Source organism: Micromonospora sp. WMMD1076 (assembly GCF_029581475.1).
GTDB lineage: Bacteria > Actinomycetota > Actinomycetes > Mycobacteriales > Micromonosporaceae > Micromonospora > Micromonospora aurantiaca.
Window position 1 is genome coordinate 1740735 of sequence record NZ_CP120862.1, and the last position, 26880, is coordinate 1767614.

A 26880-nucleotide genomic window follows, 5' to 3' on the forward strand; every position below is an offset into this window, starting at 1 on the left:
AGGGCGGGCCGGTGAACGCTGTGGTGGAGCGGGTGCGGGCGCTGCGGTACGCCGCCGCCCGGGTCAGCCCGCTGCCGCTGCTCGTACGCGGCGGCATCTTCCTCACCGTGCTGGCCGGCTTCCTGCTCGCGTACCCGGTGCAGGCCCTCACCCCGCGCTCGCTGCTGGCCCTGACGGTGGCCGCGGTGCTGCCGGCGGCCGGGCCGCGCCGGATCTGGCCGACGTTCACCGCGCTGGTGACGGTCGGCGGCTGGCTGCTGGCCACGCTCGGCTTCGACCGGCCACCGGCGCTGTGGCGGCTGCTCGCCGTGGCGACGCTGCTCTACCTGGCGCACTCGCTGTGCGCGCTCGCCGCGCTGCTGCCCTACGACGGGCTGATCGACCCGGACGTGGTGCTGCGGTGGCTGGGCCGCGTGGGTGGCGTGGTGCTCGCCGGTGCCGTGCTCGGCGTGGTGCTGGCGTGGCTCGGGGGAGTGGGCGGTACCGGCGGCTCACAGGCCGCGACGGTGGTGGGGCTGCTGGTGGCGGTGGGGCTGAGCACCCTGCTGGGCTGGCTGCTCCGCCGCAGATGACCCAGCGCTCCAGGGACGTTGCGCAGGTCACACCGGTTGTGCTCCGTCACAGAAGGGGGTCTCGCGCGGGATTACCCGAAGCACCCGGGGAAAGATAGATGACGTGAACCCGAAGCGGATCCTTGTCGTGGGTGCCGGTCACGTGGGCCTGTACGCCGCTCTGCGCCTGTCCAAGAAGCTGAGCAGGCGTGAGGCCGAGGTCATCGTCGTCGACCCGCAGCCGCACATGACGTACCAGCCGTTCCTCCCGGAGGCATCGGCGGGCAACATCTCCCCTCGGCACGCCGTGGTGCCGCTGCGGCGGGAGTTGCGCAAGTGCACCGTGGTGGCGGGCACCGTCACCCGGATCGACCACGACCGCATGACCGCCGTGGTGCAGCCGATCAGCGGCCCGGCCCGGGAGATCCGGTACGACCACGTGGTCGTCGCGCCCGGCTCGGTCTCTCGTACCCTGCCGATCCCCGGCCTGCACGAGAACGGCATCGGGTTCAAGACCATCGGCGAGGCCATCTTCCTGCGCAACCACGTGCTGGACCGGCTCGACGTGGCGGCCTCCACCACCGACCCGGCGGTCCGCAGCCGCGCGTTGACGTTCGTCTTCGTGGGCGGCGGCTACGCCGGCATCGAGGCGCTCGCCGAGATGGAGGACATGGCCCGGGACGCGCTGCGCTACTACCCGGAGCTGAAGCCGGAGGACATGCGCTGGGTGCTCGTCGAGGCGACCCAGCGGGTGCTGCCCGAGGTCGACCGGGACATGGGCGCCTACACGGTGCAGCAGCTGATGAAGCGGGACATGGACATCCGCCTGGACACCCGGCTGGAGTCCTGCGTCGACGGTGTGGTGAAGCTCTCCGACGGCGACAGCTTCCCGTCCGACACCATCGTCTGGACCGCTGGCGTGAAGCCGTCGCCGATGCTCGACGCGACGGACTTCCCGCGTGACGAGCGCCGCCGGGTCACCTGCCGGCCGACGCTGCAGATCGTGGACGGCGACCGGGTGGTCGAGGGCGCGTGGAGCGCCGGCGACTGCGCCGCCGTACCGGACCTGACCAAGGAACCGGGCAACTTCTGCTCCCCGAGCGCCCAGCATGCGGTGCGGCAGGCGGCGCGGATGGCCGACAACATCGCGAACGTGATCCGCGGGCGCGATCCGGTCGACTACAAGCACAAGCACGCGGGCAGCGTGGCGAGCCTCGGCCTGCACAAGGGCGTGGCGCAGGTCTACGGCATCAAGATGACCGGCTGGCCGGCGTGGTTCATGCACCGGACGTACCACATGTCGCGGATCCCCTCGTTCAACCGCAAGGTGCGCGTGGTGGTCGACTGGACGCTGGCGTTCTTCCTCAAGCGTGAGGTGGTGGCGCTGGGCCAGCTGCACGACCCGCGCGAGGAGTTCGCCGAGGCGTCCGCCCCGCCGGTCGCCGCGCGCGTCTGACGCGTCTCGCGTAAGGGCCCCTTCCGTACGGGAGGGGCTCTTCGCCGTGTCCGGGCTCAGAACCGCTGTCCGGGCCCGGACAGCGGTGTCCGGCGCCTCAGAACCGCCAGGTCCAGGCGTCGGCGAGCCGCGTGCCCGGCCGCCCGAACAGCTGCTCCAGGGTGCGGCGCAGCATCTCCGCGTGCGGCGTGTCGTCGGTCACCGCGACGCACGAGGCGTGCCAGAACTCGACGTCCCGGGCGGCCTGGCGGCGTTGCCGGTCACCGACCGCCGGTGCCACGCCCCGGCGGGCCACGTCGGCGAGCAGCGCCGAGGTGGGACGCTGCCAGGTGCCCATGGTGGCCGAGCCGTGCGGGCCGTACGGGCCGATGAAGAAGCCCTCCGGCATGGCGAACGCGACGCCGGTGGCGGTGGCCCAGCGCATCGGCCAGGGATCCTGGGGCGTGGCGGTGGGCACCGGCACCAGCACCCCGCCGGGGCGTACGCACTGCCGCCAGTGGCCGCCGGTGACGAACTCGGGCAGCGCCGGCCGGTCCATCGTGGGCAGCGGTGTGGGAAAGACGCTGAGCAGTGCCGCGCCGACCGCGAACGGGACGATCCGGCGTGCCCGGCCGGGTTCGCCGAGCGCCCGGTGCACGGCGAGCGTGAGCACGGTGCCGACGAGCGGCAGCACCGCCAGCGCGAACCGCGTCGGCAGTGCGCCGTCCACCACCGGGAGCCCGGCCAGCAGCGCGTACGGGCCGGGGATCCCGGTCCGCTCACCGCCGGCCACCACCTCCGGGCCGAGCGCGAGTGCGGCCATCGTCAGCGCGGCGGCCACGAGCGCCACCACCGGGGCGCGCCGGCCCAGCCGGACCGCGCAGGCGGCGGCGACCAGCAGCAGCGGCCAGCCCAGGAACGTGGTGAACTCGGCCGGACCGGTGGTGAGCCGCACCGCCTCCGGGCTGCCGAACACCGTCAGCGCGGAGAGGCGGGTCCAGCCGATCAGGTCGGCGGAGAAGTAGGCGGGTGGGAACATGCCGTCCGCGACGCCCTGCGGTCCGGCGAACTGCACCCACAGCGGGTACGCCAGCACCGGCAGCACCAGTCCCGCGGCGGCGAGCAGGCCACCGGCGAAGCCGGAACCGGCCCGGCGCAGCAGGTCCCGGTCGGTCAGCCCGTACGCGACGGCTGTCACCGCCAGGGTGAGCGCGGCGAGGAAGAGCACCTCCTCGCCGACGAAGACCTGCACCGTGACGACAGCGGCGAGCCCGGCCGCGGAGGAGGCCGTCCGGCGGCGGTCCGGGCCGTCCGGGCGGCCGGCCGGATCGGCGGCGCGCAGCAGCCGGACCACGAGCCAGACCAGCACCGGCACCAGCCACTGCGCGGTCATGTGCAGGTGGCCGTTGCTCTGCGAGACCATGCCCGGCCCGAAGCCGCAGAGCGCCGCGCCGAGTGCGGCCGCGAGCCGGCGGACCCGCAGGACGCGGGTGAACAGCAGGTACCAGGCGAGCGCCGTCCCGGCCATGTTCACGGCGACGAGCAGGGCGAACGTCACGGGCGCCCCGAACGCCAGCGTGACCGGGGCGAGCAGCACACCGAGCGCCACGACCGACGTGTTGGCCATCAGGTTGACCCCGTCCGGCGCGTTCAGCCGACCGGTGACCAGGCTCAGCTCGCCGCGCAGGGCACGCGCGTCCAGCGCCAGGAACCACTCGTACAGCGTCTGGTCGGCCGGGTTGAGCGCGAGCGCCCGCGTGCCCGGCGACGGCCAGAGGCCGTGGGTGAGCCATCCGGCGAGAGCGACGAACGCCAACCCGGCGAGCAGGTCCGCGCGGTGCCGCCGGACGGCGGCCGTCACCCGCCGCGTGACCGCCGCCGGGCGGACCGCCCGGGCGTGGTCGGGCCCGGGTGCCGTGCGGGCGGCGCTGGTCACGGCCTCGACCATAACGGCCGCACCCGTCGGGGTACGCCGCGTCGCGGCCGAGCCGCTACGGTGAGATCTGCACCGCCGCGTGTCGACGCGCCGGTGTCACCCGCCCGGGTGGTGGAACGGCAGACACGGCCGCCTTAAAAGCGGCTGCCGCAAGGCGTGCGGGTTCGACCCCCGCCCCGGGCACGTGAACTCTCAGCTTTCCCACAGCTAGCCGTGGCGCGTGCGATTGCGCCCACGTCTACCCTGGGGTAGCACGTCTACGTGCGATCGACCCCCTGAGGGAGGCCTGAGAAGTGAAGACCTCGAACCCGGTGCTCGCCCGGCTCGGCCAGGCGGCAGAGCGTGAGCGGGCGGCCGGGTACGCCCAGCCCGGGCCGTACGGTCAGCCCGGATACCCCCAGCAGTACCCGCAGCAGCAGCCCTACGCCCAGCCCTACCCGGGCGGCTACGGCCAGCCGGTGGCCCCGCCCGCCGTGACCCCGATGACCCTCGACGACGTGGTCGTCAAGACGGTCCTCATGCTCGCCATCCTCGGCGCCTCGGCCGCGGCGGCCTGGGTGCTCGTGCCGGACTCGCTCGTCGGCGTCGCGTGGATCGGCGCCGCGGTGGTCGGCCTGGTGCTCGGCCTGATCATCTCGTTCTCGCGGATGGCCAACCCGGCGCTCGTCGTGGCGTACTCGGTCATCGAGGGCGTCTTCGTCGGCATGGTCAGCAAGGCGTTCGAGTCGCTCTACGACGGCATCGTGCTCCAGGCGGTCGTGGCCACGTTCGGCGTGTTCTTCCTGATGGCGATGATCTACAAGGCGCGGATCATCCGGGCCACGCCGAAGTTCGCCCGGATCATGGTGGCGATCATGGCCGGACTGTTCGGCGTGATGCTGGTCAACCTGGTGCTGGCGCTGTTCGGCGTGAACACGCACCTGCGTGACGGCAGCCCGCTCGCGATCGGCTTCAGCCTGGTCTGCATCGTGGTGGCGTCGCTGAGCTTCGTGCTCAACTTCGCCGACATCGAGGAGGGGGTCCGGATGGGCCTCCCGCAGCGCTACTCCTGGACCGCCGCCTTCGGCATCGTGGTCGGCCTGGTCTGGCTCTACATCGAGATCCTGCGGCTGCTCAGCTACTTCCAGGGCGACGACTGACATCACGCCCTCCCCGACGACGCCCGCCTGTCGCATCCGCGGCGGCGGGCGTCGCCGTTTCCCCGTCCCCGCCTGGCCGCCCGGGGCAGAGTGGGATCCGGGTACGTGGGCGGGAGGTGGTCACGGTGCGCAGTGCCAACCCGGTGCTGGACCGGCTGGACGACGTCGGCCGCGCCGAGCGGCAGGTGCTCGGGATCGGGACCGCCGACACGATGACGGTGGCCGACGTGATCAGCCGGACCGTGGGCCTGCTGCTGGTCACCGGTGTCACGGCGGCGGTGTCCTGGGTGGTGGTGCCGCAGGCCGCGTGGATCTCCGCCGCGCTCGCCGGGAGCGCGCTGGCCAGCCTCGCCCTGGTGCTCGTCATCTCGCTCAAGCAGATCACCAGCCCGCCGGTCATCGTCGGGTATGCGGTGCTCCAGGGCCTGCTGCTCGGGGTGGCCAGCCGCGCCTTCGAGTTGGTCTACCCGGGCATCGTGGCGCAGGCGGTGGTGGGCACGTTCGGCGTCTTCCTCGGCATGGCCGTGCTCTACCGGGCCCGGCTGGTTCGCGCCACCCCGCGCCTGGCGCGGCTGGTCATCGGCATGCTCGTCGGGATCGTGGCGATCGGCCTGGTCAACCTTTTCGCGTACCTGTCCACCGGGCGGCAGGGGGTGGTCGTCTACAGCCTTAGCGACCGGGTGGGCTGGCTGCCGTACCTGTTCTCGGTGGTGGCGATCATCGCGGGCGCGCTCAGTTTCATCCTCGACTTCGACCTGGTCGAGCGGTCGGCCGCGAACCGTCTGCCCCGCCGATACGCCTGGTACTGCGGCTTCGGTCTGCTGGTCGGGCTGATCTTCCTGTACTGGCAGATCCTCCGCCTGCTCAGCTACGTGCGCCGCTGACGCCGGCTGAGCACGCTCCGGCCTGGTGCCGCCGTAGACTCGGCGGCGATGAGCGCATCGGAACTGGACCGGGCGGTGACCCTGCTGGTCCGACAGGTCGGGCACTGGCAGCAGCCGCGCTGGTCGGCCAAGGCCGACATCGGCAACGTGTCCCGCGCCGACCTGGTGCACAGGCTGGTCCAGGAGATCGCCAACCTGGCCGCCGACGCGGCCGGCGAGCCGCGCCGCGAGGTGCCCCGCCTCCCCAGCGACCTGGCGCTACCCGACCAGCTCCGCGTGGTATCCGCCGACCTCGCGCTCGCCGCGCCCCCGGCCCAGGTCCTGGCCACCGCTGCCGAAGCGGTAACCCGAACCCGCGCCGCCCTCTGACCAACCCCCGCTCCCGGCCCTGTTGATCATGAGGTTGGCGGGGACGAAACGGACGCGAATCCCCGTCAACTTCATGATCGACGGAGAAGGGGGACGGTCAGGGGTTCAGCCAGCGGCGTACCTTGCGGTGTCTTGACCGGTCGCGGGCCCGCAGGACCGCGGGACGGTCGTGGCCGGCGGCCTCGGCCTGCCTCGCGTGCAGCAGGCCGTAGGTGAACGTGTTCTCGCCGTCGGCGTATGCCTGGAGCGCCCGCCGCCGCAGCACCTCCCGGGTGACCACCGAGTCCTGGTGGGTGCCGAGCAGGTCCTGGAGCGCCTTGAACCGCTTCACCAGGCGAGCGGCGTGCTTGCCGGCGGCCTCGCGCACCTCCACCGCGTAGCGGGCGGCCTTGAGCTTCTTGCGCGCCTCGTGCAGCGCGGCGTCCCCGTCCGGCCCGGTGGTGGCGAGCGCCCGGTCCAGCCGACCGTCGGCGCGGCGTACCGCCTTGCGGACCCGGCGGTCCATCCAGCGCCGGCCGACGTCGGCGGGCGGGGCGCCGGCCAGCCGGTCGAGGCGGGTCAGCAGGGCGGGGTAGCTGCGGGAGTCCAGCGCGGACCGCAGCGCGGTGGTCGCCTCGGCCAGGTCGGCGGCGAACCGTTCGCCGATCCGCGCCGCCACCGGGCCGAGCACCAGCTCGTCCGGCAGCTCGTGCACCGCCTCGGTGAGCCGGGCGGCCATCACCTGGGTGTCGCGGACCCGGCCCAGCTCGCCGCCGAGGCGGCGCAGCTCGGCCCGGACCGCCTCGCTCTCCCGGCGGTCCCACAACCCCCGGAAGGTACGCAACGTCGTCCGCAACCGGCGGGTCGCGACGCGCATGTCGTGGACCGCGTCCTCGTTCCCCTGGTACGCGGCCGCGTGGTTGCCGACGATCGCGTCCCGCTGTGCCCTGACGTACGCGAGGACCGGTCCCGCCGGGCCGTCCGGTTCCCGGTCGTCGAAGCGCTCGATCCGGCCGGCGACGGCCCGGTGCGACTTGCTGACCGCCACCTCGCGGGCGCCTGCCGCGCGCAGCCGCTCGCCGAGCGCGTCGAGCAGCTCCTCGTCGCCCTCGACCAGCTCGATCTCGATCTCGTGCCAGGTCCGCGCGGTGCCGTCCACCAGGTCCTCGGACCGGACGTCGTCCTCGGACACCTCGGCCAGCACCCGGCCGTCCGCGCCCAGCAGCCGGTGTTCCCGGCGGCGGTTGACGACCCGGGCCGCCGGGGCCACAGGGCGACCGCGCGACGCGCCGCGGATCAGCGCGACCAGCTCGGGCGGCGGGCCGTCGTCGGACGCCCCGGCCGGGAACTGGTGCTCGACCCGGGCGCCACCCACAGCGCCCACCTTCAGGTGCCAGCCCGCGTCGTGCCCGCCGGTACGCCGGCGCAGCGCGTGCCCGCTGCGCAGCAGGAGCAGGTCGTCGGTGTCCCAGTAGACGGCGTCCAGATCCGAGACGGCGGCGTCGGACATGGTCACGACGCCACCGCACCCGGTCAGGTCGGGCAGCCGGAAACCCTCGTCGCCGGAGTACTTGCGCTCACGTTCCACGACGGTCCCCATGCGGCCTCCCGTACCCGGCCCGCGCACCGGCGAACCGGTCTCAGCTCAGTCGTTCGAGCACCATCGCCATGCCCTGGCCGCCGCCGACGCACATGGTCTCCAGACCGATGGTCTTGTCGTGCCACTCCAGCGCGTTGAGCAGCGTGCCGGTGATCCGGGCGCCGGTCATGCCGAACGGGTGGCCGACGGCGATCGCGCCACCGGCGACGTTCAGCTTCTCCTCCGGGATGCCGAGCTGCCGGTACGAGGGGATCACCTGGGCGGCGAACGCCTCGTTGATCTCGACCAGGTCGACGTCGTCGATGGTCATGCCGGCCCGCTTGAGCGCCTGCTTCGACGCCTCGACCGGGCCCAGGCCCATGATCTCGGGGGAGAGCGCTGTGACACCGGTGGAGACGATCCGCGCCAGCGGGGTGAGCCCCAGCTCGGACGCGCGCTGCGCGCTCATGATCACCACGGCGGCGGCGCCGTCGTTGAGCGGGCAGCAGTTGCCGGCGGTGATCCGGCCGTCCGGGCGGAACACCGGCTTCAGACCGGCCACCGCCTCCAGGGTCACCCCGGCACGCGGGCCGTCGTCGGTGCCGACCACCGTGCCGTCCGGCGTGGTGACCGGGGTGATCTCACGGGCCCAGAAGCCGTCGGCGATCGCCTTCTCGGCGAGGTTCTGGCTGCGGACGCCGAACGCGTCCATGTCCTCGCGGGTCACGTCGTACGCCTGGGCCAGGTTCTCCGCGGTCTGCCCCATGGCGAGGTAGATGTCGGGGAGCTGCCCGGCCTCGCGCGGGTCGGTCCACACCTCGGAGCCGCCCTGGGCGCGGGCCGCGGAACGCTCCCGCGCCTCGGCGAAGCGGGGGTTCTCCCAGCCGCCGCCGACGAGCGCCTGCGCCTCCGGCGGCAGCGTGTCCGAGTTGCCCCGGGCGTACCGGGAGACCATCTCCACACCGGCGGAGATGAACACGTCACCCTCCCCGGCCCGGATCGCGTGCATCGCCATCCGGGTGGTCTGGAGCGAGGACGCGCAGTAGCGGGTCAGCGTGGCGCCGGGCAGGCCGTCCAGGCCCATCAGGGTGGCGACCACCCGGGCCATGTTGAAACCCTGCTCGCCGCCGGGCAGACCGCACCCGAGGTAGAGGTCGTCGATGGTGGTGGGATCGAGCGCCGGGACCTTGTCGAGGGCGGCCTGGACGATGGTGGCGGCGAGATCGTCCGGGCGGACCTCGCGGAGGGAACCCTTGAACGCGCGGCCGATGGGGGACCGGGCGGTGGCGACGATGACGGCGTCGCGGGGCGACTCAATCGGCATGAACCAACGTTAACGCGCGAGTAACATGACCGGGAAGCGGCGAGGCGGGCGGGAAATGTCACCCCGTGGGCGGTCGCCGGTGGTGCCGGAACGCGACGGCCGCCGCGGCCTCGACCGCCGGGAGCAGGGCGTGCGCCCACACCCGGTAGCCGTCGGCCGACGGGTGGAAGCCGTCGTGGCAGAGCGTGCCCGCGTCCGCGCGGAACACCGGACCGGCCTCGGTGCCCAGGTCGACGACGGTACCGCCGGCGTCCAGCACGGTCGCCGTCTGGGCCCGCGCCATCCGCCGACCGGACCAGCCGAGCACCTGACGCAGCGGTGCGGCGACCGCGCGTACCGCGCCGAGATCGGGGCACGTGCCCACCACCACCTCGACGTGCGCCTCCCGCAGCCGGCGTACCGCCGAGCCGAGATAGGCCGCCGCGTCACCGGGCCGCACCATCGCGGTGGCGTCGTTCGCCCCGATCAGCACCACCGCCACGTCCGGCCGCTCGCCGAGCAGCGCCCGGGCCACCTGGGTGGCCAGGTCGGTGGCGCGCGAGCCGGAGACCCCGACGCTGGACAGCTGCACCCGGCGGCCGGTCGGCCCCTCGGCGAGCAGGTTGGCGAGCTGACCGCCGATGGTGTCCTCGAACCGGTCGACGCCCACGCCGAGCGCCGACGAGTCGCCCAGCAGCACCAGCCGCAGCGGCGGGGCGTCCGCACGGCCGACCGTCGCGCGCAGCACCAGGCCCAGCTCGGGCTGGGCGTACTCGCGGGTGCGGGCGGCGATGGCCTGGCCGGCGAGGACCGCCGCGCCGCCCATCGTCCCGGCCAGCAGCGACAGGGCCGCGGCCCGGCCCCACCGGGCCACCTCACCGCGCTCGCTCATGACAGCACTCCGCTTCGCTCGCTCATGCCGTTCCCTCCAGCGTTGCCGAGTCGGCGGCGCTGCCGGTCGGTGGCACCGCGCCGACGCCGAAGAAGGCCCGCCGGCGAAGCTGCGCCCACCGCCCGCCCGGCCCGCGGTCGCGACCCCGGAGCTGGGCGCCGCTGACCTCCGTGCCGGCGTGCCGGGCCGCCTGGTGGGCGGCCTCCGGGAGCGACCGTACGCCTTCCACGCCGGGCAGGACAGGCCTGCGTTCCGGGACCGCGCCCAGCGCGGACAGCACGGTGGGCAGCAACGCCGCCGCGGCTATCGCGTACCCCTCGGCGGAGGGGTGGAACCGGTCCCAGGCGAACATCCGCCCGGGCTCGGCGGCGAAGCGCGGCCCGAGCATGTCGCCGAGCGAGACGGCACGGCCGCCGGCCTCGACCACGCCCACCGTCTGCGCGGCGGCGAGCTGGCGGCTCCAGCGCCGGGCCAGCCAGCGCAGCGGCGGCTGGATCGGCCGGATGGTGCCCAGGTCGGGGCAGGTGCCGACGACCACCTCGCAGCCGGCCGCCCGGAGCGTGCGGACCGCGTCGACCAGGTAGCGCACCGCTACCGAGAACGGTGAGCGGTTGGTGACGTCGTTGCCGCCGACCAGGATCACGGCCACGTCCGGCTCGACCTCCAGGGCGGATTCGACCTGCGGCTTCAGCCCTGAGGACAGCGCGCCGACCACGGCGAACCGGTGCAGCCGGACCGGCCGGTGCAGGCGGCGGGACAGCCCGGTGGCCAGCAGCGAGCCCGGTGTCTCCCGGCGCCTGTGCACGCCGTACCCGGCCGCTGACGAGTCGCCCAGGACGACCATGGTGATCGGCGGGCCGGGCAGTCTCGCGCCGTACACACCGTCGCAGCGCGGCGGCGGGGCCTGCGCCATCGGGATGGTGCGGCGGGCCTGCCGGGCCTGACCGAGCAGCACCCCGCCGGTGGCGGCGGTGGCCGCCACCGTGGCGCCCGTGCCGATCGCCGCGAGGCGGGCGATCTGCCGGGCGCGCTGCCGGCGGACCGGCGCGACGGAACCAGCGTCCCCCATGAACCGACAGTATCGCGCCGGTACGACCACTGCTGTCCGTGATCGGATGGCTGGGCTCCGCCCGGATTGGGTACCGATGGGGGCAGCGGACGCGGGCTTGCCCCCGGGCCGCACCATGGTCGGGCGGAGAGGGGCGACATCATGGGGAAGACGTTGAAGCGCAGCGCTGCGTTCGCCGCGCTGGCCCGGGCGCTGGCGGCGGGCACGCGGGGCGGGCCGTCGCTCGGGGCCCGGCTGGCGGCGCTGCCGCGGATGATCCGCGCGACCACCAGGGGCGAGTACGACGGCGGCCTGCGCCTGGCGCTGATGGCCGGGGCGACGGTGTACATCGTCTCCCCGATCGACCTGCTGCCGGAGATCCCGCTGGCGATCTTCGGCTTGGCCGACGACGCGGTCATGGTCACCTGGCTGGCCGGCAGCGTGCTCGCCGAGACCGAGCGGTTCCTGGAGTGGGAGGCACGTCGCAGCTCCGTCATCCCCGGGCATGTGGTGCCCTGACGGCACGTACGCTGGTCGGCGAACTGACGGCTGACCGACCGCCCCACGACGGCGGCGCGACGAAGGGCACAACGAGGTGCAGTACTACGACAACGTCGTCGAGCTGATCGGCAACACCCCGCTGGTACGCCTGCGCAACGTCACCGAGGGCATCCAGGCCACCGTGCTGGCGAAGGTGGAGTACGTGAACCCGGGCGGCTCGGTCAAGGACCGGATCGCGATGCGCATGGTGGAGGACGCCGAGAAGGCGGGCATCCTGCGGCCGGGCGGCACGATCGTGGAGCCGACCAGCGGCAACACGGGCGTCGGGCTGGCCCTGGTGGCCCAGCTCAAGGGCTACCGCTGCGTCTTCGTCTGCCCCGACAAGGTCAGCCAGGACAAGCAGGACGTGCTGCGCGCGTACGGCGCCGAGGTGGTGGTCTGCCCGACCGCCGTCGCCCCGGAGGACCCGCGCTCCTATTACAACGTCTCCGACCGGCTGGCCCGGGAGATCCCCGGCGCGTGGAAGCCCAACCAGTACAGCAACCCGGCCAACCCGCGCTCGCACTACGAGACCACGGGCCCGGAGCTGTGGCGGCAGACCGAGGGGAAGATCACCCACTTCGTCGCGGGCGTCGGCACCGGCGGCACCATCTCCGGCATCGGCCGCTACCTCAAGGAGGCGTCCGAGGGCCGGGTCAAGGTGGTCGGCGCGGACCCGGAGGGCTCGGTCTACTCGGGCGGCACCGGCCGGCCGTACCTGGTCGAGGGTGTCGGTGAGGACTTCTGGCCGGAGACGTACGACCGGAAGATCGCCGACGAGATCGTCGAGGTGTCGGACAAGGACTCCTTCGAGATGACCCGCCGGCTGGCCCGCGAGGAGGGTCTGCTGGTCGGCGGCTCCTGCGGCATGGCGGTGGTGGGCGCGCTGGAGGTGGCCCGCAAGGCCGGCCCGGACGACGTGATCGTGGTGCTGCTGCCGGACGGCGGCCGGGGCTACCTGTCGAAGATCTTCAACGACAAGTGGATGGCCCGGTACGGCTTCCTGGACGACTCCGGCACCGAGCCGACGGTCGCCGACGCGCTCGCCGGCAAGCCCGGTGGCCTGCCCGAGCTGGTGCACGTGCACCCGACCGAGACGGTCCGCGACGCGATCGACTACATGCGCGAGTACGGCGTCTCCCAGCTCCCGGTGCTCAAGGCCGAGCCGCCGGTGGTGACCGGCGAGGTGGCCGGCTCGATCGCCGAGAAGGACCTGCTCGACGCCCTGTTCACCGGCCAGGCCCACCTGCACGACACGATCGAGCGGCACATGGGCGAGCCGCTGCCGATGATCGGCGGCGGCCAGCCGGTGAGCGAGGCGGTCGGGCTGCTGGAGAAGGCCGACGCGGCGCTGGTCCTGGTCGACGGCAAGCCCAAGGGCGTGCTGACCCGCCAGGACCTGCTGGCCCACCTCGGCGCCCGCTGACCTTGCGTGTAAGGAAGGGCCCCCTTTTAACACCGCGGTGTTAAAAGGGGGCCCTTCCTCTACCGCAGGCGTTAAGAAGGGGCCCTTCCTTACAAGCGGCGGGCGTAGCGGAGCTGGGGGACGAGCACCCGGCCGATGTGCTCGTCCCGCTGCGCACCGGTGGCGGCCCAGCCGCCGCGCTCGTAGAACCCGCGCGCGGCGGCGTTGTCCCGCAGCACCCACAGCACCGCGCGCGTCCACCCCCGGGCCCGCATCGCGTCGAGCGCGTCCACCATGAGCGCCCGCCCGGTGCCCCGGCCGCGCTCGGACGGCTCCAGGTGGATCGCGTTGAGCAGCCCGGTCGCCGGGTCGCCCTCGTCGTCCGGGCCGAGATAGCTGAAACCCACCAGCCGCCCGTCCCGCTCGGCCACCGTCATCCGGTGGTCGGCACCCTCCCAGGCCAGCCGCTCCACCCAGTAGCGGCCCATCGCCTCGGGCGTCGGGTCGGCCAGCGCCTCGGGCGGCAGGAACGACGAGTACGCCGCCACCCGTGAACGCTGGTGCAGGGCGCCGACCGCCATCAGGTCGGCCTCGGTCGCGGAACGTAGGGAGGTCGTCACCCGGGCGACGGTACCCGCCGGGGCGGCACCTGTACCGTCTGGAGATCCTCGGCGATCACCAGATCACCGGAGAAGTGTTCCCGGGCCTCGTCGCGGAAGCGGCGCGGGTCGGCGTACCGCTGGGAGAAGTGGGTGAGCACGAGCGTGCGTACCCCCGACTCGGCCGCCACCCGCGCGGCCTGGCCGGCGGTGAGGTGCCCGACCTCGGCGGCGAGCGTCGCCTCCGACTCCAGGAACGTCGACTCGATCACCAGCAGGTCGGCGTGCTCGGCCAGCGCGTACACGCCGTCGCAGAGCCCGGTGTCCATCACGAACGCGAACCGCTGTCCCGGCCGGGTCACGCTCACCTCGTCCCGGGTGACGCGGCGTCCGTCGCGGTCCAGGTGCCCGTCGCGCAGCAACCGCCCCACATCCGGACCGGCGATGCCGTACGCGGCCAGCCGCTCCGGCAGCATCCGGCAGCCGTCCGGCTCGACCAGGCGGTACCCGTACGTCTCGATCGGGTGCCGCAGCCGGCGGGCCTCCAGCGTGCCGATGCCCAGCGTGATCCGCTGCCCGTCGGCGTCGATCGGCTCCACTGCCAGTTCGGCGGTCTCGTAGAAGCTGGAGGCGTGCCGCAGCCGGGCGAAGTACTCGGCGCCGCCGGCCGGGAAGTGCACAGCCACCGGGCGCGGTACGCGGTCGAGCGAGAGGCGCTGGATCATGCCGGGCAGCCCGAGGCAGTGGTCGCCGTGGAAGTGGGTGACGCAGATCCGGGTCAGGTCGGTGGCGGTAATCCCGGTGTGCAGCATCTGCCGCTGGCTGCCCTCGCCCGGGTCGAAGAGGATCACCTCGTCGTCCCAGCGCAGCAGGTAGCCGTTGTGGTTGCGCCGCCGGGTCGGGGCCTGGCTGGCCGTACCGAGCACCACCAGCTCACGCATGGACACGGCATCCTCCGGAAGGCAAAAAGCGACCCCCGGGGCTTCCGCGCTCGCGCGCGGGCCGGCTGGACTGGGCCGGCACCCCGGGGGTCGGGTGGCTGTCGTGGTTTCGCCGCACCGCTGCCACACGGTCTCGACGATCCTGCAGGTGCCCGCCTCGCGGCGGGCGAGATTTCACTGTCGAGGACAGCGGCTAGCGGACAGCCACCTCACGAGTCCGATTGCTATACAAGTCTGGACCACCTCCTTTCCCGTGTACCGCCACGCTATCCACTTCGCGGCGGCCGAGGCAACGGATTTCGATCACAGGCCCGGTCAGTCCAGGCCGATCGGGCCCTCGCGCGGGCCCTCCTCGTTCGCCGGCTGCACGGCCAGCGACGGGAAGTCGGCCAGGTCGCCCTCCGGCTCGGCGTCCCACTCGGGGAAGACCAGCGGGCTCTGGAGGTAGAGGCAGAGCAGCTGGGTGAGCTGGTGCAGGCCGTCGAGGTGGGTGCGCTCGTGGCCGTGGGTGGCGTCCACGCCGAACCCGAGCAGCGCCACCCGGGCGTGCGCCCCGGCCTCGACCGCGGCGGCCACGTCCGAGCGGTAGTAGTCGAACACGTCCCGGACCAGGTCGACGCCGTGCTCCTCGGCGATCGAGGCGAGGTTGCGGGTCAGGTGGTAGTCGAACGGGCCGACCCCGTCGCCCATCGCCAGCGTGGCAGCTGTCTCCCGGGACTGCTGGCCCGGCGCGACCACGGCCGCGTCCACCGAGACGATCTCCGCGACGTCCGGGTCCAGCCCGTGGCTCGCGCCGTGGCCGATCTCCTCGGTGACGGTGACCAGCAGGTGCGCGGTGACCGCCGGGGTGACACCGGCGTCGACCATCGCCTTGAACGCGGTCAGCACCGCCGCCACGCCCGCCTTGTCGTCCAGGTGCCGGGACTTGACGTACCCGGTGGGGGTGATCGTGGGGTTGGGCAGGAACGCGACGAAGTCTCCGGCGTCGATGCCCAGCGTCCGCAGGCCGGCCTCGTCGTGCACCGGCTCGTCCACCCGCACCTCGACCAGCTCCCAGCCGACGCCCTGGAGGTCGACCGCCTCGTTGTAGCGGTGGCCGCTCGCCTTCAGGGGCAGCACCTGGCCGGTGACGATCCGGTCCAGGTCGTCGGTGAAGATCCGCACGTGGGCGCCCTCGGCGAAGCGGGCGCTGTGCGTACCGATCGGGTTGACCTCCAGCCGGCCGTTCTCCTTGAGCCGCTTCACCATTCCGCCGATGGTGTCGGTGTGCACCACCACGGCCCGGTCGGCGCCGGTCGACCGGGGGCCGGGCAGACAGGCGCTCAGCGCCCCGCGACGGGTCAGCGTGGAGCTGATCCCGATCGCGGAGAGCCGCTCGCCCACGTACTGCTGGATGTGGTCGGTGCGCCCCGACGGGCTGGGGATCTCCAGCAGCTCCACCAGCACCTGGCGGAGGTAGTCGAGGTCGAGCTTGAGCGGTTGGGGTTTGCGTGCGGTCATGCCCCAGAGCCTGCCGCACCGGCCGGCGACCAGAGTCGCTGCGGTGCCCGGGTACCCGGGAAGAGCAGGTCGACGAAGCGCTCGGCGGTGGGCTGCGGCTCGTGGTTGGCCAGCCCGGGCCGCTCGTTCGCCTCGATGAACACGTGTTCGGGCCGGTCCGGGGCGGGGACCAGCAGGTCCAGCCCGGTGACCGGGATGTCGAGCGCCCGGCTCGCAGTGACGCACGCCTCGGCGATCGCCGGGTGCAGCCCGGCTGTCACGTCGTGGATCGTGCCGCCGGTGTGCAGGTTGGCCGTCCGCCGGACCGCCAGCACCTCGCCCTCCGGGAGCACGTCGTGCATCCGGTACCCGGCCTCCGCCACCACCTCGCGGGTCATGTCGTCGACCGGGATGCGGGACTCGCCGCCGGTGGCTGCCGCCCGGCGACGGCTCTGCCGCTCGATCAGCTCGGTGATGTCGTGCACGCCGTCCCCGGTGATCTGCGCGGGCCGGCGTACGGCGGCGGCGACCACCTCGTGGTCGATCACCACGACCCGCAGGTCCTCGCCCGCGCGCAGCTCCTCGATCAGCACGTCCGGGCAGAACCGGCGGGCCAGCTCGACGGCCGCCGTGAGGGCCTCCGGCGTACGCACGCCGACGGTGATGCCGTTGCCCTGCTCGCCCCGCGCCGGCTTGACCACCACCGGGCCCACGTCGTCGAGGAACGCGACGTCGTCGGGCTCGCCGGTGGCGGTACGCCCGCGCGGCACCGACAGCCCCGCCTCGGTGAGGATGCGCCGGGTCACCCGCTTGTCGTCGCAGCGGCTCATCGCCACCGCCGAGGTCAGCTCCGACAGCGACTCGCGGGTGTGGATGGTCCGGCCGCCGGTGGTCAGTTTCAGCTCACCCCAGTGCGGGTCGGTCACCTCGACCCGGATGCCGCGGCGCATCGCCTCGTCCGCGACGATCTTCGCGTACGGGTTCAGCTCGTCGTACCCCTCGGGCATGGCGGGCAGAAACAGGCGCTCGTTGATCGGGTTCTTCCGCTTCACGCAGAGCGTGCCGGTGCGGTGGAAGCCGAGGCGCTCGTACAGCCGGATCGCGCCCGAGTTCTCGGCCAGCACGGACAGGTCCACGAACGCCCGGCCGCGCGCGTCGAGCCGGTCGGCGAGCGCGGTGAGCAGTGCCTGGCCGGTGCCGGGCGGGGCGGTGTTGAAGTCGACTGTGAGGCACCACAGGCTGGCGCCGTTCTCCGGGTCGCCGAAGACCGCGACGTGGTCGACGCCGGTGATGGTGCCGACCACCTCACCGGTGGTGTCCTCGGCCACCAGGTGCAGGAACCGGTCCGTGCCGGCGTTGTCCACCAGCACCTCGACCGGGGCGGTGACCATGCCGTTGCGGGCGTAGATCCGGTTCACCGCCTCGGCGTCGGCGGCGTCGCACAGCGGCCGGACGGCCAGCCCGGGTACCTCGCCGCCCTCGGTGGCGGCGGGCCGCTTCTCGCCCAGCGGCAGCCGGTACGTCAGCGACGGGTCGATGAACAGCTCGTCCGGCAGCCGGGACACCAGCACGTGCGGGTCGCGCAGGTAGATGCAGATGTCGCGGGCGCCGACCGCCTCGGAGCGCAGCACGTCGGCCACGTGCACCTGGTCGTCGAACGTCTGCCCGAACACCAGCCGGCCCCAGCCGCAGTCCAGCACCACGCCCGAGGCGTCGGTGGACGCGGTCTCCGGCTGCCGCGGCTCCGGCGTACCCGGTGCGACCGGGTCACCGCCGGGGCCGGTGAGTTCCCGGCGCCGGCCCAGCACCCGTTCCCGGTCGGTACGCGCCGTTCCGGTGGCGAGGGTGTCGGTCACGGTCAGTCGATTCCGTGGCTCTGGAGCCACATTTCCAGGAGTCCCAGTTGCCACAGCTTGTTTCCGTTCAACGGGGTCAGTTCGGCATTCGGGTCGGCGAGCAGCGCGTCGACGTAGTCGGCGCGGAACAGGTCGCGGCGGCGCGCCTCGGGCGCGGTGAGCGCGTCGCGTACCCGGTCGAGGAGCTTGCCCTCCAGGTGGGTGAGTCCGGGCACCGGGAAGTAGCCCTTGGGCCGGTCGATGACCTCGTGCGGCAGGACCCGGCGGCCGATCTCCTTGAGCACGCCCTTGCCGCCCTGGGCCAGCTTCAGCTCCGGCGGGCAGCTCGCGGCCAGCTCGACGAACTCGTGGTCGAGGAACGGCACGCGGGCCTCCAGTCCGTGCGCCATGGTCATGTTGTCGACCCGCTTCACCGGGTCGTCGGTCAGCATGACCTGGGTGTCGATCCGCAGGCCCGCGTCGACGGCGGTCTGCGCGCCCGCGCGGCCCAGGTGCGCGGCGACGAACTCCCGCGCCGGGTCGCCGCCGGCCAGCCACGCCGGGTCGAGCACCCGGGCCAGTCCGGCCGCGTCGCGGTCGAAGAACGCCTTCGCGTACGTCTCGAGCGCCTGCTCCCGGTCCACCCCGGCGAGCGGCGGGTACCAGTGGTAGCCGCCCAGGATCTCGTCCGCGCCCTGGCCCGACTGCACCACCTTGACGTGTCGCGCGACCTCCTGGCTGAGCAGCCAGAACGCCACGCAGTCGTGGCTGACCATGGGCTCGCTCATGGCCGCGACGGCGGATTCCAGTGGCGGCAGCAGGTCACCGGTGGGCACCCGGATCTGGTGGTGGTCGGTGCCGAACGTCTTCGCGACCAGGTCGGAGTAGACGAACTCGTCGCCCTCCCGGCCGCCGACCGCGTCGAAGCCGATGGAGAACGTGGCCAGACCGGACCGGGCCTGCCCCTCGCCGGCGAGCAGCGCGACGACCAGGCTGGAGTCGAGGCCGCCGGAGAGCAGCACGCCCACCGGGACGTCGGCCACCATGCGGCGGCGTACGGCTGTGGTCAGCGAGTCGAGCAGCGCGTCCTGCCAGTCCCGCTCGGACCAGCCGGCCCGCTCGGCGGCGCGGCTGAACGCCGGATCCCAGTAGACCCGCTCGTGGGTGGAGCCGTCCGCCTCGTACACCCGGACCGTGGCCGGCGGCAGCTTGGTGATGCCGGCCAGGATGGTGCGCGGCGGCGGCACGATGCTGTGGAAGCTCAGGTAGTGGGCGAGCGCCACCCGGTCGATGGTGGTGTCGATGCCGCCGCCGGCGAGCAGCGCCGGCAGGGTCGAGGCGAACCGGACCACGCCGGGGTTCTCGGCCAGGTAGAGCGGCTTGATGCCGAGGCGGTCCCGGGCCAGCACCAGGCGGCCGGTGTCGCGCTCGCTGATCGCCACCGCGAACATGCCGATCAGGTGGTCGACGAAGTCGAGCCCCCACTCGGCGTACGCCTTGACCACGACCTCGCTGTCGCCGGAGGAGAAGAACCGGTGGCCCTTGGCCTGCAGTTCGGCGCGCAGTTCCCGGTAGTTGTAGATGCAGCCGTTGAAGACTCCGGTGAGCCCGGCGGCGGCGTCCACGATGGGCTGGCCGCTCGCCGCGGACAGGTCGATGATCTTCAGGCGCCGGTGTCCCAGCGCGGTCGGGCCCTGCGACCAGACGCCGCTGTCGTCGGGCCCTCGGTCACTCATCGTGGCCGCCATCCGCTCCACGGCCGAGACGTCGGCGCGTGAACCGTCACGGCGGAACTCTCCCGCAAGTCCGCACATACGAGCCAATGCTGCCAGAGCTTGTTGCAGTTCGCCTGTTGAGACGATGACGAACGTGTGACAGCTTGCTACGATGCGCCGTCACGCTGGGTGGTTGCCTGTCACGCCTGCGGTTCCTGCCCTCCGCGCCCGGATGCCGGAAACCCGGCCCGTCTCCGGTGTGATGAACACCGCACGGGCCGGGAGCGCTCCGGCGTCGTCGGCTCTCACAGATCTTGCACTTCGGCACCCCGGCCGGCAGCTGAGCCCGTTCGGTCCGTGGTTGCAGTAGCCGTTCTGGTTCTTGATCCCTGGCGGACGGTGCGCTACCGATTCCCGCCTTCGAATCAACGTGACCGGTAAGCGTCGGCGCGGTGTTCGATTGCCGTCACGGTCACGACGCGGTCGTCCTCGTCGATCTCGTAGAGGACACGGTATGTGCCGCGCCTGGCCGACCAGGTGCCTTCGAACGGCGGCAGAAGAAGTCGTTTGCCGACGCGGTGCGGGTTGTCGAGGAGAGCGGTGGTGATGAACTCGTAGACGGCCGCGGAGATCTTCTCTGGTAGCCGTCCGGCCAAGGCGCGTGCGGCCGGGCCGGTGACCTGAAGTCGGTAGCCGCCGGGGTCGGAACCGGTCACCTTGCCTGCCTCGATCGCTTTGCCATCAGCGCTGCGAGTTCGTCGCCGTCGAGGACGTCACCGGCTTCGATGGCGGCCTTGGACTCGCCAAGTTGCCGCATGGCCTCGGCACTGGAGAGAACCTCCAGGGTCTCTTCCAACGCGGCGAGGTCGTCGGCGGAAATGAGCACAGCGGCGGCGTGGCCGTGCCTGGTGATCTCTATCCGCTCGTGGGTCGAGGCCACCTCGTCGATGAGTTCCGAAAGGCGGTTGCGGGCCTCAGTGAACGGCACGACAGTCATGCTCGAAGTATAGGCAGATTCTGGCGCGAAGTCCGTACCAATTTCCGGCCCGAGGCCACCGGGTCGTAAGCCCGGTGGCCGGTGGTGGCTAGCTGGTCTTCGCGACGCCGACCGGGCAGCTCAGCCCGTTCGGCCCGTGGTTGCAGTAGCCGTTCGGGTTCTTCGTCGGAGCCAGGTACTGCTGGTGGTAGTCCTCGGCGAAGTAGTAGTCGCCGAGCGGCGCGACCTCGGTGGTGATCTCACCCTTGCCGGCCCGGGCCACGATCGGCGCGAACGCGTCCCGCGACGCCTTGGCCGCGGCCAGCTGCTCGTCGGTGGTGGTGTAGATCGCCGAGCGGTACTGGGTGCCCACGTCGTTGCCCTGGCGCATGCCCTGGGTCGGGTCGTGGTTCTCCCAGAAGACCTTCAGCAGGTCCTCGTAGGCGATCTTCGACGGGTCGTAGACCACCTGGACCACCTCGGCGTGCCCGGTCATGCCCGAGCAGACCTCCTCGTACGTCGGGTTGGTGGTGTACCCGCCCGCGTAACCGGCGGACGTGGTGATCACGCCGGGGAGGGTCCAGAACAGCCGCTCGGCGCCCCAGAAGCAGCCCATGCCGAAGACGGCGACCTGCGCGCCCTCGGGGAACGGGCCCTTTAGCGCCGACGGCAGCACCTCGTGCCGGTCGGCGACCGGCATCGCGATCGGGCGGCCCGGCAGGGCCTGGTCAGGAGAGATCATCTCGGCCTTCATGCGGCGGAGGAACACGGTGGGACTCCTCTCTTGGCTTTCCCAGCGTGTGCAACAACGTCGCCCAGTGGTTCCTTACCCGCCCACCGCGACGTCAGGCCAGCGCCGCCGAGATCCGCCCGGCGAACTCCGTCGCCTCGGCGTCGTCGGCGTACCGGGTACGCGGCCAGAAGAAGCCGCGCAGCCCGTCGCCCTTGGTGCGGGGCACCACGTGGGTGTGCAGGTGCGGTACGGACTGGGACACCCGGTTGTTCATCGCCACGAACGTCCCGCCGGAGCCCAGACCGGTCTCCACCGCCACGGCGATCCGCTGCACCAGCCGGAAGTAGCCGGGCAGCGCGTCGGCCGGCAGGTCGGACAGGGTGACCAGGTGGGTGCGCGGCACCACGAGCACGTGGCCCTTGAACACCGGCCGGGTGTCGAGGAACGCGACCCCGTCCGGCTCGTCGGTCACCCGGAACGCCGGCACCTCGCCCGCCACGATCCCGCAGAACACGCACCCGCTCACGACCTCACCCTAGGCCCCACCCGGCCAACCCACCTCCCGCCGAGCGTGATCATGAGGTTGGCGGTGACAAATCGGACCGCGACCACCGTCAACCTCATGATCGACGAAAAGCTGGCATTCGCGGTTGTGACTCGCGCCGGGTTGGCGAAAGCGCGACGGGGCGGGAGGCTAACGTCTGCGGCATGAGCCACGGCTTCGAGACACTCGCCATCCACGCCGGTCAGGACCCGGAGGCCCGCACCGGTGCGGTGATCCCGCCGATCTACCAGACCAGCACGTACGCCCAGGACGCCGTCGGCGCGCCCCGTGAGGGCTACGAGTACAGCCGTTCCGGCAACCCCACCCGGGACGCGCTCCAGGAGTGCCTGGCCGCGCTGGAGGGCGGCCCGGTGGCGCTCGCCTTCGCCAGCGGCCTGGCCGCCGAGGACACGCTGCTGCGGACCGTCTGCAAGCCGGGCGACCACGTGGTGATCCCGGACGACGCGTACGGCGGCACGTACCGGCTGTTCGCCAAGGTGGCCGAGCGCTGGGGCCTCGCGTACACCCCGGCGAAGGTCTCCGACCCGGACGCCGTGCGTGCCGCGATCCGCCCGGGCACCACCAGGATCGTCTGGGTGGAGACGCCCACCAACCCGCTGCTCGGCATCGCCGACATCGCCGCGCTCGCAGCGGTGGCGCACGACGCCGGCGCGCTGCTGGTGGTCGACAACACGTTCGCCTCGCCGTACCTGCAGCAGCCGATCGCGTTCGGCGCGGACGTGGTGGTGCACTCCACCACGAAGTACGTCGGCGGACACTCCGACGTGGTCGGCGGCGCGCTGATCGCGGCGGACCGCACGCTCGGCGAGGAGCTGCGCTACCACCAGAACGCGATGGGCGCGGTCAACGGCCCATTCGACGCCTGGCTCACCCTGCGCGGCATCAAGACCCTCGGGGTACGGATGGACCGGCACTGCGACAACGCCGAGCGGATCGCGGCCTACCTGGACGAACACGCCAAGGTCGCCCAGGTCGTCTACCCGGGCCTGCCGTCGCACCCCGGACACGAGGTGGCCGCCAAGCAGATGCGCCGGTTCGGCGGCATGATCTCGTTCCGCGCGGCCGGCGGCGAGGAGGCCGCCGTCCAGGTCTGCAACCGGGCCCGGCTGTTCGTGCTCGCCGAGTCGCTGGGCGGCGTCGAGTCCCTGATCGAGCACCCCGGCCGGATGACACACGCGAGCGCTGCGGGCTCGCCGCTTGAAGTTCCCGGCGATCTCGTGCGACTGTCTGTCGGCATCGAGACGGTCGACGACCTGCTCGCCGATCTGGAGCAGGCTCTGGGCTGACCGCTGGCTGGGGAGGGTGGCAGTGCCGGACATCTTGCCGACGACCTGGGTCGGGACGACCGCGAAGCAGATCGCCCGGGCGGTACGCCGTGGCGACGTCTCCGCCACCCAGGTCGTCGCCGACCACCTGGACCACGTCGCCCGGGTCGACGCCGAGCTGGGCGCGTTCCGCACGGTACGCGGCGGCGAGGCGATCACCGAGGCGGAGAAGGTCGACGAGCAGGAGGAACTGGCGAACCTGCCGCTCGCCGGGGTGCCGGTGGCGGTCAAGGAGAACACGCCGGTGGCCGGCCTGCCCACCTGGAACGGGTCGGCCGCGATGCGTACCGAGGTGGCGGAGGCCGACCACGAGGTGGTCCGGCGGCTGCGCGGCGCGGGCGCTGTCATCCTCGGCGTCACCCGGATGCCGGAGCTGGGCCTGTGGGCCCTCACCGACGACGACACCGCTGTGACCCGCAACCCGTGGGATCCGGCGCGTACCCCCGGCGGCTCGTCCGGCGGCGCGGCCGCCGCGGTGGCCGCCGGGCTGGTGCCGATGGCCCACGGCAACGACGGTCTCGGGTCGATCCGCATTCCGGCGGCCTGCTGCGGCCTGGTCGGGCTCAAGCCCGGCCGGGGTGTGGTGCCCTGCCAGCTCGGCGCGGACGACTGGTTCGGCCTCACCGAGCACGGCATGCTGACCAGCACCGTCGCCGACGCGGTGGTCGGCTTCTCGGTGCTGGCCGGCCGCCGGCCGGACAAGCTGGTCCCGCCGGAGCGGCTGCGGGTGGGCGTCTCGCTGCGCTCGCCGGTACGCGGCGTCTCGCCGGACGCGCCGAACCGGGACGCGGTCGCCGCCGCCGGCCGGCTGCTGGCCGCCGCCGGTCACGACACCGTGCCCGCCGACCCGGTCTACCCGACCCGGCTCGGCCTCCAGGGCATCGCCACCTGGTTCGCGGCGGCCGCCGCCGACGTGCGCGCCGCCGGGGTGGCGCCGCGTCAACTCCAGCGGCGCAGCCGCCGGCACGTCAGGCTCGGCGAGTGGGCGCAGCGCCGGGGGTACGTGCGGGAGGCCGACCGGGCCGCCTGGCGCGAACGGTCGGTGAACTTCTTCGCCGACAACTCGATCGACCTGCTGCTCACCCCGGCGCTGGCCGGACCGCCGCCGGAGGCCGCCGGGTGGTCCGGCCGCTCCTGGCTGGCGAACATGTCGACCAACATCAGGTACGCCCCGTACGCGGCGCCGTGGAACATCGCCGGGCTGCCGTCGATCGTGGTGCCGGTCGGACGCCGCCCGGACGGCCTGCCGGTGGGCGTGCAGTTCGTCGGCCCGCCCGGCTCCGAACTGCTGCTGCTCGGGGTGGCCGGCCAGTTCGAGTTGCAGGCGCCGTGGGCCCGGCACGCCCCCGGCTATCCCCGCGTCGGAACGGGGTCGCCGGCCGCCGGGTGATCGTCTAGCGTGTGCGCACCTCTGTCGCGCTCACCACCTCGGACGGTCCCCGATGCACTGCCAGACCTGTGGCGACGCCACATCCCCGGCCTATGAGGAGTGCCGGCGCTGCGGCACCCGGGTCGGCCAGCCCGCCGTGAGCCCCGGCGTGCCCACGTACGGCGTACGCGGCCTGTCCGTGGCCGGCGCGATCGCGGTCGGCGCCGCCACCCTGTGCTACCTGCTGACGGCCCTGTTCCCGATCGTGGGTGTGCGGATGGCCCGCTCGGCCGCCGAGCAGCTCGACCGGGACGTGCTGCTCGGTGCGGTGCTGGCCGAAGTGCTGTTCTCGGTGCCCTACCTGCTCGCGCTCCTGACCGCGGGGACGCTCGTGGTGATCTGGACCTGGCGGGCCCGCAAGAACCTCGACGCGTTCCCGGGCGCGGTGCCGAACCTGAGCCCGGCGTGGGCCATCGCCGGGTGGCTGGTGCCGATCGCCAACCTCGTCGTACCGGCCCGGGCGCTCGCCGACCTGCTCCGCAACAGCGTGTGGCGGCGCCGCCAGTCGTGGCTCGTCGGGGTGTGGTGGGCGAGCTGGCTGGTGTTCCTGATCGGTGACCGGTTCGTCGCCCGGGCCGAGCAGCAGCGCTACGACCGGCTGACCGAGCTGCCCCGCAACGACGCGGAGTTCGCCACGTACGTGCGCTTCTACGAGGACGCGCTCGCACCGCGGCTGGTGCCGGCGGTGGCCTGCCTCGTCGCCGGGATCGCGTTCGTCGTGCTGGTCCGCCGGATCTCCGCCGCCCAGCAGGACCGGCTCGCGCGAGCCGTGCCCACGTGGCCCGGGCAGCCGGTCCGGCCCGGTCACCCGGGGTGGCCGGCTCCCGTGGCACCGGTGCCGCCCGCGCCGCCGGCCACGTCGGCGCAGGTCCCGCCGGGGCCGGGTGGCACGATCGGGGCATGACGGAACTGGTCGGTCTCGCCGACGTACAGGCCGCGCGGAAACTGCTCGCCGGTGTCACCCGTACCACCCCGCTGGAGCCGTCCCGGCCGCTCAGCGCCGCGCTCGGCGGGCCGGTCTGGCTCAAGTGCGAGAACCTCCAGCGCGCCGGGTCGTACAAGGTGCGCGGCGCGTACGTGCGGATCTCCCGGCTCTCGGCCGAGGAGCGGGCCCGCGGCGTGGTCGCGGCGAGCGCCGGCAACCACGCCCAGGGGGTGGCGCTCGCCGCCGGGCTGGTCGGCGCGCACGCCACAGTCTTCATGCCGGTGAACGCGCCGCTGCCGAAGGTCGCCGCGACCAAGGGGTACGGCGCGCAGATCGAGCTGGTCGGCAACACGGTGGACGAGTCGCTCGTGGCGGCGCAGACCTTCGCCGAGCGGACCGGAGCGGTGTTCATCCACCCGTTCGACCACCCGGACGTGATCGCCGGGCAGGGCACCGTGGCGCTGGAGATCCTCGAACAGTGCCCGGACGTGCGCACCATCGTGACCGGGGTGGGCGGCGGCGGGCTGGTCTCGGGCATGGCGGTGGCGGCCAAGGCGCTGCGTCCCGACGTACGCGTGATCGGGGTCCAGGCGGCGAGCGCCGCCGCCTTCCCGCCCTCGCTGCGGGCCGGCGAGCCGCTGCGGCTGCCCTCGTTCGCGACGATCGCCGACGGGATCGCGGTCGGCCGTCCCGGCGAGCTGACCTTCACCCATGTCCGCAAGCTCGTCGACGACGTCGTCACGGTCTCCGAGGAGGACATCTCCCGGGCGCTGCTGATGCTGCTGGAACGCGGCAAGCAGGTGGTCGAGCCGGCCGGTGCGGTCGGCGTGGCGGCGCTGCTGGCCGGCGCGGTGGAGGTGACCGCGCCGGTCGTCGCGGTGCTCTCCGGCGGCAACATCGACCCGCTGCTCATGCTCCGGGTGATCGAGCACGGCCTGGCGGCGGCGGGCCGGTTCCTGCGGATCACCGTGCGCTGCACGGACCGGCCCGGTCAGCTCGCCTCCCTGCTCGGCGAGATCGCCGAGCACCGGGCCAACGTGGTGGACGTGGTGCACCAGCGCGCCAACCCGCACCTGCGCCTCGGCGAGGTGGAGGTGGCCCTGTCCGTGGAGACCCGGGGGGTGGAGCACTCGGACACGCTGATCAGCGCGCTGCGGGCCAGCGGCTACCAGGTGGTCTTCACCGGCGAGGGCTGAGCCCCGGCGGAACGCGAACGCCCCGGCCGGATGATCCGGTCGGGGCGTTCGGGTGTGCGGCTCGGGTCCGAGGAGGGCCTGTCAGCCTCGGTCGGGTTCGGG

General features: G+C 73.0%; 25 protein-coding genes and 1 tRNA gene. 12 read left to right on the forward strand and 14 right to left on the reverse strand.

Features of this window, described 5'->3' with window-relative positions; translation table 11 throughout:
• Positions 1–11: 11 nt before the first annotated feature.
• Both O7622_RS08620 and O7622_RS08625 read left to right on the forward strand, forming a co-directional pair.
• Complete coding sequence (locus tag O7622_RS08620) at positions 12–572, forward strand: hypothetical protein (RefSeq protein ID WP_282312747.1); 561 nt, start codon at positions 12–14, stop codon at positions 570–572.
• Between the two features lie 103 nt (positions 573–675).
• Positions 676–2007 carry an NAD(P)/FAD-dependent oxidoreductase gene (locus O7622_RS08625; protein WP_282312748.1) on the forward strand — a complete coding sequence of 444 codons (1332 nt, stop codon included), beginning with the start codon at positions 676–678 and terminating at the stop codon, positions 2005–2007.
• A gap of 97 nt (positions 2008–2104) precedes the next feature.
• Here the strand turns inward: O7622_RS08625 and O7622_RS08630 are convergent, their stop codons facing one another.
• Positions 2105–3934 carry a hypothetical protein gene (locus tag O7622_RS08630; RefSeq protein ID WP_348774057.1) on the reverse strand — a complete coding sequence of 610 codons (1830 nt, stop codon included), beginning with the start codon at positions 3932–3934 and terminating at the stop codon, positions 2105–2107.
• 90 nt (positions 3935–4024) lie between these two features.
• On the opposite strand from O7622_RS08630, the gene O7622_RS08635 reads away from it, so the two are divergent.
• The 4 genes from O7622_RS08635 (at position 4025) to O7622_RS08650 (ending at position 6314) form a co-directional block, all read left to right on the forward strand.
• Positions 4025–4105, forward strand: a tRNA-Leu gene (locus O7622_RS08635).
• A 110-nt stretch (positions 4106–4215) separates the two neighbouring features.
• A complete protein-coding gene (locus O7622_RS08640) occupies positions 4216–5061 on the forward strand; it encodes a Bax inhibitor-1/YccA family protein (RefSeq protein WP_282312750.1) in 846 nt (281 codons plus the stop codon).
• Positions 5062–5186: 125 nt separating this feature from the next.
• Entirely contained in the window at positions 5187–5945 is a 759-nt protein-coding gene (locus O7622_RS08645; RefSeq protein ID WP_282312751.1) for a Bax inhibitor-1/YccA family protein, read from the forward strand.
• 48 nt (positions 5946–5993) lie between these two features.
• Entirely contained in the window at positions 5994–6314 is a 321-nt protein-coding gene (locus tag O7622_RS08650) for a hypothetical protein (protein WP_282312752.1), read from the forward strand.
• 97 nt (positions 6315–6411) lie between these two features.
• Here O7622_RS08650 and O7622_RS08655 read toward each other — a convergent pair whose 3' ends face one another.
• Genes O7622_RS08655 through O7622_RS08670 form a run of 4 tightly spaced genes read right to left on the reverse strand, consistent with a single transcriptional unit; the run spans position 6412 to position 11136 of the window.
• Positions 6412–7893 carry a CYTH and CHAD domain-containing protein gene (locus tag O7622_RS08655; protein WP_282312753.1) on the reverse strand — a complete coding sequence of 494 codons (1482 nt, stop codon included), beginning with the start codon at positions 7891–7893 and terminating at the stop codon, positions 6412–6414.
• A 40-nt stretch (positions 7894–7933) separates the two neighbouring features.
• The gene (locus tag O7622_RS08660) at positions 7934–9196 is read right to left on the reverse strand and encodes an acetyl-CoA C-acetyltransferase (protein WP_282312754.1); all 1263 of its coding nucleotides are present in this window, start codon (positions 9194–9196) and stop codon (positions 7934–7936) included.
• Between the two features lie 58 nt (positions 9197–9254).
• Positions 9255–10067, reverse strand: a complete 813-nt coding sequence (locus O7622_RS08665; protein WP_282312755.1) for an SGNH/GDSL hydrolase family protein — start codon at positions 10065–10067, stop codon at positions 9255–9257.
• Positions 10068–10089: 22 nt separating this feature from the next.
• Positions 10090–11136, reverse strand: coding sequence for an SGNH/GDSL hydrolase family protein (locus O7622_RS08670; RefSeq protein WP_282312757.1), 1047 nt, complete (start codon positions 11134–11136; stop codon positions 10090–10092).
• A 141-nt stretch (positions 11137–11277) separates the two neighbouring features.
• On the opposite strand from O7622_RS08670, the gene O7622_RS08675 reads away from it, so the two are divergent.
• Complete coding sequence (locus O7622_RS08675; RefSeq protein ID WP_282312758.1) at positions 11278–11634, forward strand: YkvA family protein; 357 nt, start codon at positions 11278–11280, stop codon at positions 11632–11634.
• A 76-nt stretch (positions 11635–11710) separates the two neighbouring features.
• Positions 11711–13081, forward strand: coding sequence for a cystathionine beta-synthase (locus O7622_RS08680; protein ID WP_282312759.1), 1371 nt, complete (start codon positions 11711–11713; stop codon positions 13079–13081).
• A gap of 89 nt (positions 13082–13170) precedes the next feature.
• Here O7622_RS08680 and O7622_RS08685 read toward each other — a convergent pair whose 3' ends face one another.
• From O7622_RS08685 to O7622_RS08725, 9 genes are all read right to left on the reverse strand, one after another.
• The gene (locus tag O7622_RS08685) at positions 13171–13680 is read right to left on the reverse strand and encodes a GNAT family N-acetyltransferase (RefSeq protein ID WP_348774058.1); all 510 of its coding nucleotides are present in this window, start codon (positions 13678–13680) and stop codon (positions 13171–13173) included.
• On the reverse strand, positions 13677–14606 hold the full coding sequence (locus tag O7622_RS08690) for a ribonuclease Z (protein ID WP_282312760.1): 930 nt from the start codon (positions 14604–14606) through the stop codon (positions 13677–13679). The genes O7622_RS08685 and O7622_RS08690 overlap by 4 nt, the downstream gene beginning before the upstream one ends.
• A 309-nt stretch (positions 14607–14915) precedes the next feature.
• Positions 14916–16100, reverse strand: a complete 1185-nt coding sequence (locus O7622_RS08695; protein ID WP_282312761.1) for an osmoprotectant NAGGN system M42 family peptidase — start codon at positions 16098–16100, stop codon at positions 14916–14918.
• Complete coding sequence (gene ngg, locus O7622_RS08700) at positions 16097–17935, reverse strand: N-acetylglutaminylglutamine synthetase (RefSeq protein ID WP_282312762.1); 1839 nt, start codon at positions 17933–17935, stop codon at positions 16097–16099. The genes O7622_RS08695 and ngg overlap by 4 nt, the downstream gene beginning before the upstream one ends.
• Positions 17936–17937: 2 nt before the next feature.
• Positions 17938–19728 carry an N-acetylglutaminylglutamine amidotransferase gene (locus tag O7622_RS08705; protein WP_282312763.1) on the reverse strand — a complete coding sequence of 597 codons (1791 nt, stop codon included), beginning with the start codon at positions 19726–19728 and terminating at the stop codon, positions 17938–17940.
• A 326-nt stretch (positions 19729–20054) separates the two neighbouring features.
• Complete coding sequence (locus tag O7622_RS08710; RefSeq protein WP_282312764.1) at positions 20055–20345, reverse strand: type II toxin-antitoxin system RelE/ParE family toxin; 291 nt, start codon at positions 20343–20345, stop codon at positions 20055–20057.
• On the reverse strand, positions 20342–20626 hold the full coding sequence (locus O7622_RS08715) for a type II toxin-antitoxin system Phd/YefM family antitoxin (RefSeq protein WP_282312765.1): 285 nt from the start codon (positions 20624–20626) through the stop codon (positions 20342–20344). The genes O7622_RS08710 and O7622_RS08715 overlap by 4 nt, the downstream gene beginning before the upstream one ends.
• A gap of 88 nt (positions 20627–20714) precedes the next feature.
• Positions 20715–21374: a peptide-methionine (S)-S-oxide reductase MsrA gene (gene msrA, locus O7622_RS08720; protein ID WP_282312766.1), complete on the reverse strand. Its 660-nt coding sequence runs from the start codon at positions 21372–21374 to the stop codon at positions 20715–20717.
• 76 nt (positions 21375–21450) lie between these two features.
• Entirely contained in the window at positions 21451–21864 is a 414-nt protein-coding gene (locus O7622_RS08725; RefSeq protein ID WP_135243386.1) for an HIT family protein, read from the reverse strand.
• Positions 21865–22046: 182 nt separating this feature from the next.
• Between O7622_RS08725 and O7622_RS08730 the strand changes: the two genes are divergently transcribed.
• The 4 genes from O7622_RS08730 to ilvA all read left to right on the forward strand — a co-directional run bounded on the left by O7622_RS08730 (position 22047) and on the right by ilvA (position 26778).
• On the forward strand, positions 22047–23189 hold the full coding sequence (locus O7622_RS08730; RefSeq protein WP_282312767.1) for a cystathionine gamma-synthase: 1143 nt from the start codon (positions 22047–22049) through the stop codon (positions 23187–23189).
• Positions 23190–23205: 16 nt separating this feature from the next.
• Positions 23206–24618, forward strand: a complete 1413-nt coding sequence (locus O7622_RS08735) for an amidase family protein (RefSeq protein WP_282312768.1) — start codon at positions 23206–23208, stop codon at positions 24616–24618.
• 136 nt (positions 24619–24754) lie between these two features.
• On the forward strand, positions 24755–25561 hold the full coding sequence (locus O7622_RS08740; RefSeq protein ID WP_282312769.1) for a DUF4328 domain-containing protein: 807 nt from the start codon (positions 24755–24757) through the stop codon (positions 25559–25561).
• Complete coding sequence (gene ilvA, locus O7622_RS08745) at positions 25558–26778, forward strand: threonine ammonia-lyase (RefSeq protein WP_282312770.1); 1221 nt, start codon at positions 25558–25560, stop codon at positions 26776–26778. The genes O7622_RS08740 and ilvA overlap by 4 nt, the downstream gene beginning before the upstream one ends.
• Positions 26779–26880 lie beyond the last annotated feature (102 nt).

Excerpts from the sequence above, each read along its gene's own strand:
- O7622_RS08630 (WP_348774057.1), bottom strand. The coding sequence starts at position 3,934 with ATGGTCGAGGCCGTGACCAGCGCCGCCCGCACGGCACCCGGGCCCGAC.
- O7622_RS08650 (WP_282312752.1), top strand. The coding sequence starts at position 5,994 with ATGAGCGCATCGGAACTGGACCGGGCGGTGACCCTGCTGGTCCGACAG.
- O7622_RS08655 (WP_282312753.1), bottom strand. The coding sequence starts at position 7,893 with ATGGGGACCGTCGTGGAACGTGAGCGCAAGTACTCCGGCGACGAGGGT.
- O7622_RS08660 (WP_282312754.1), bottom strand. The coding sequence starts at position 9,196 with ATGCCGATTGAGTCGCCCCGCGACGCCGTCATCGTCGCCACCGCCCGG.
- O7622_RS08665 (WP_282312755.1), bottom strand. The coding sequence starts at position 10,067 with ATGAGCGAGCGCGGTGAGGTGGCCCGGTGGGGCCGGGCCGCGGCCCTG.
- O7622_RS08670 (WP_282312757.1), bottom strand. The coding sequence starts at position 11,136 with ATGGGGGACGCTGGTTCCGTCGCGCCGGTCCGCCGGCAGCGCGCCCGG.
- O7622_RS08675 (WP_282312758.1), top strand. The coding sequence starts at position 11,278 with ATGGGGAAGACGTTGAAGCGCAGCGCTGCGTTCGCCGCGCTGGCCCGG.
- O7622_RS08695 (WP_282312761.1), bottom strand. The coding sequence starts at position 16,100 with ATGACCGCACGCAAACCCCAACCGCTCAAGCTCGACCTCGACTACCTC.
- O7622_RS08705 (WP_282312763.1), bottom strand. The coding sequence starts at position 19,728 with ATGTGCGGACTTGCGGGAGAGTTCCGCCGTGACGGTTCACGCGCCGAC.
- O7622_RS08715 (WP_282312765.1), bottom strand. The coding sequence starts at position 20,626 with ATGACTGTCGTGCCGTTCACTGAGGCCCGCAACCGCCTTTCGGAACTC.
- O7622_RS08730 (WP_282312767.1), top strand. The coding sequence starts at position 22,047 with ATGAGCCACGGCTTCGAGACACTCGCCATCCACGCCGGTCAGGACCCG.
- ilvA (WP_282312770.1), top strand. The coding sequence starts at position 25,558 with ATGACGGAACTGGTCGGTCTCGCCGACGTACAGGCCGCGCGGAAACTG.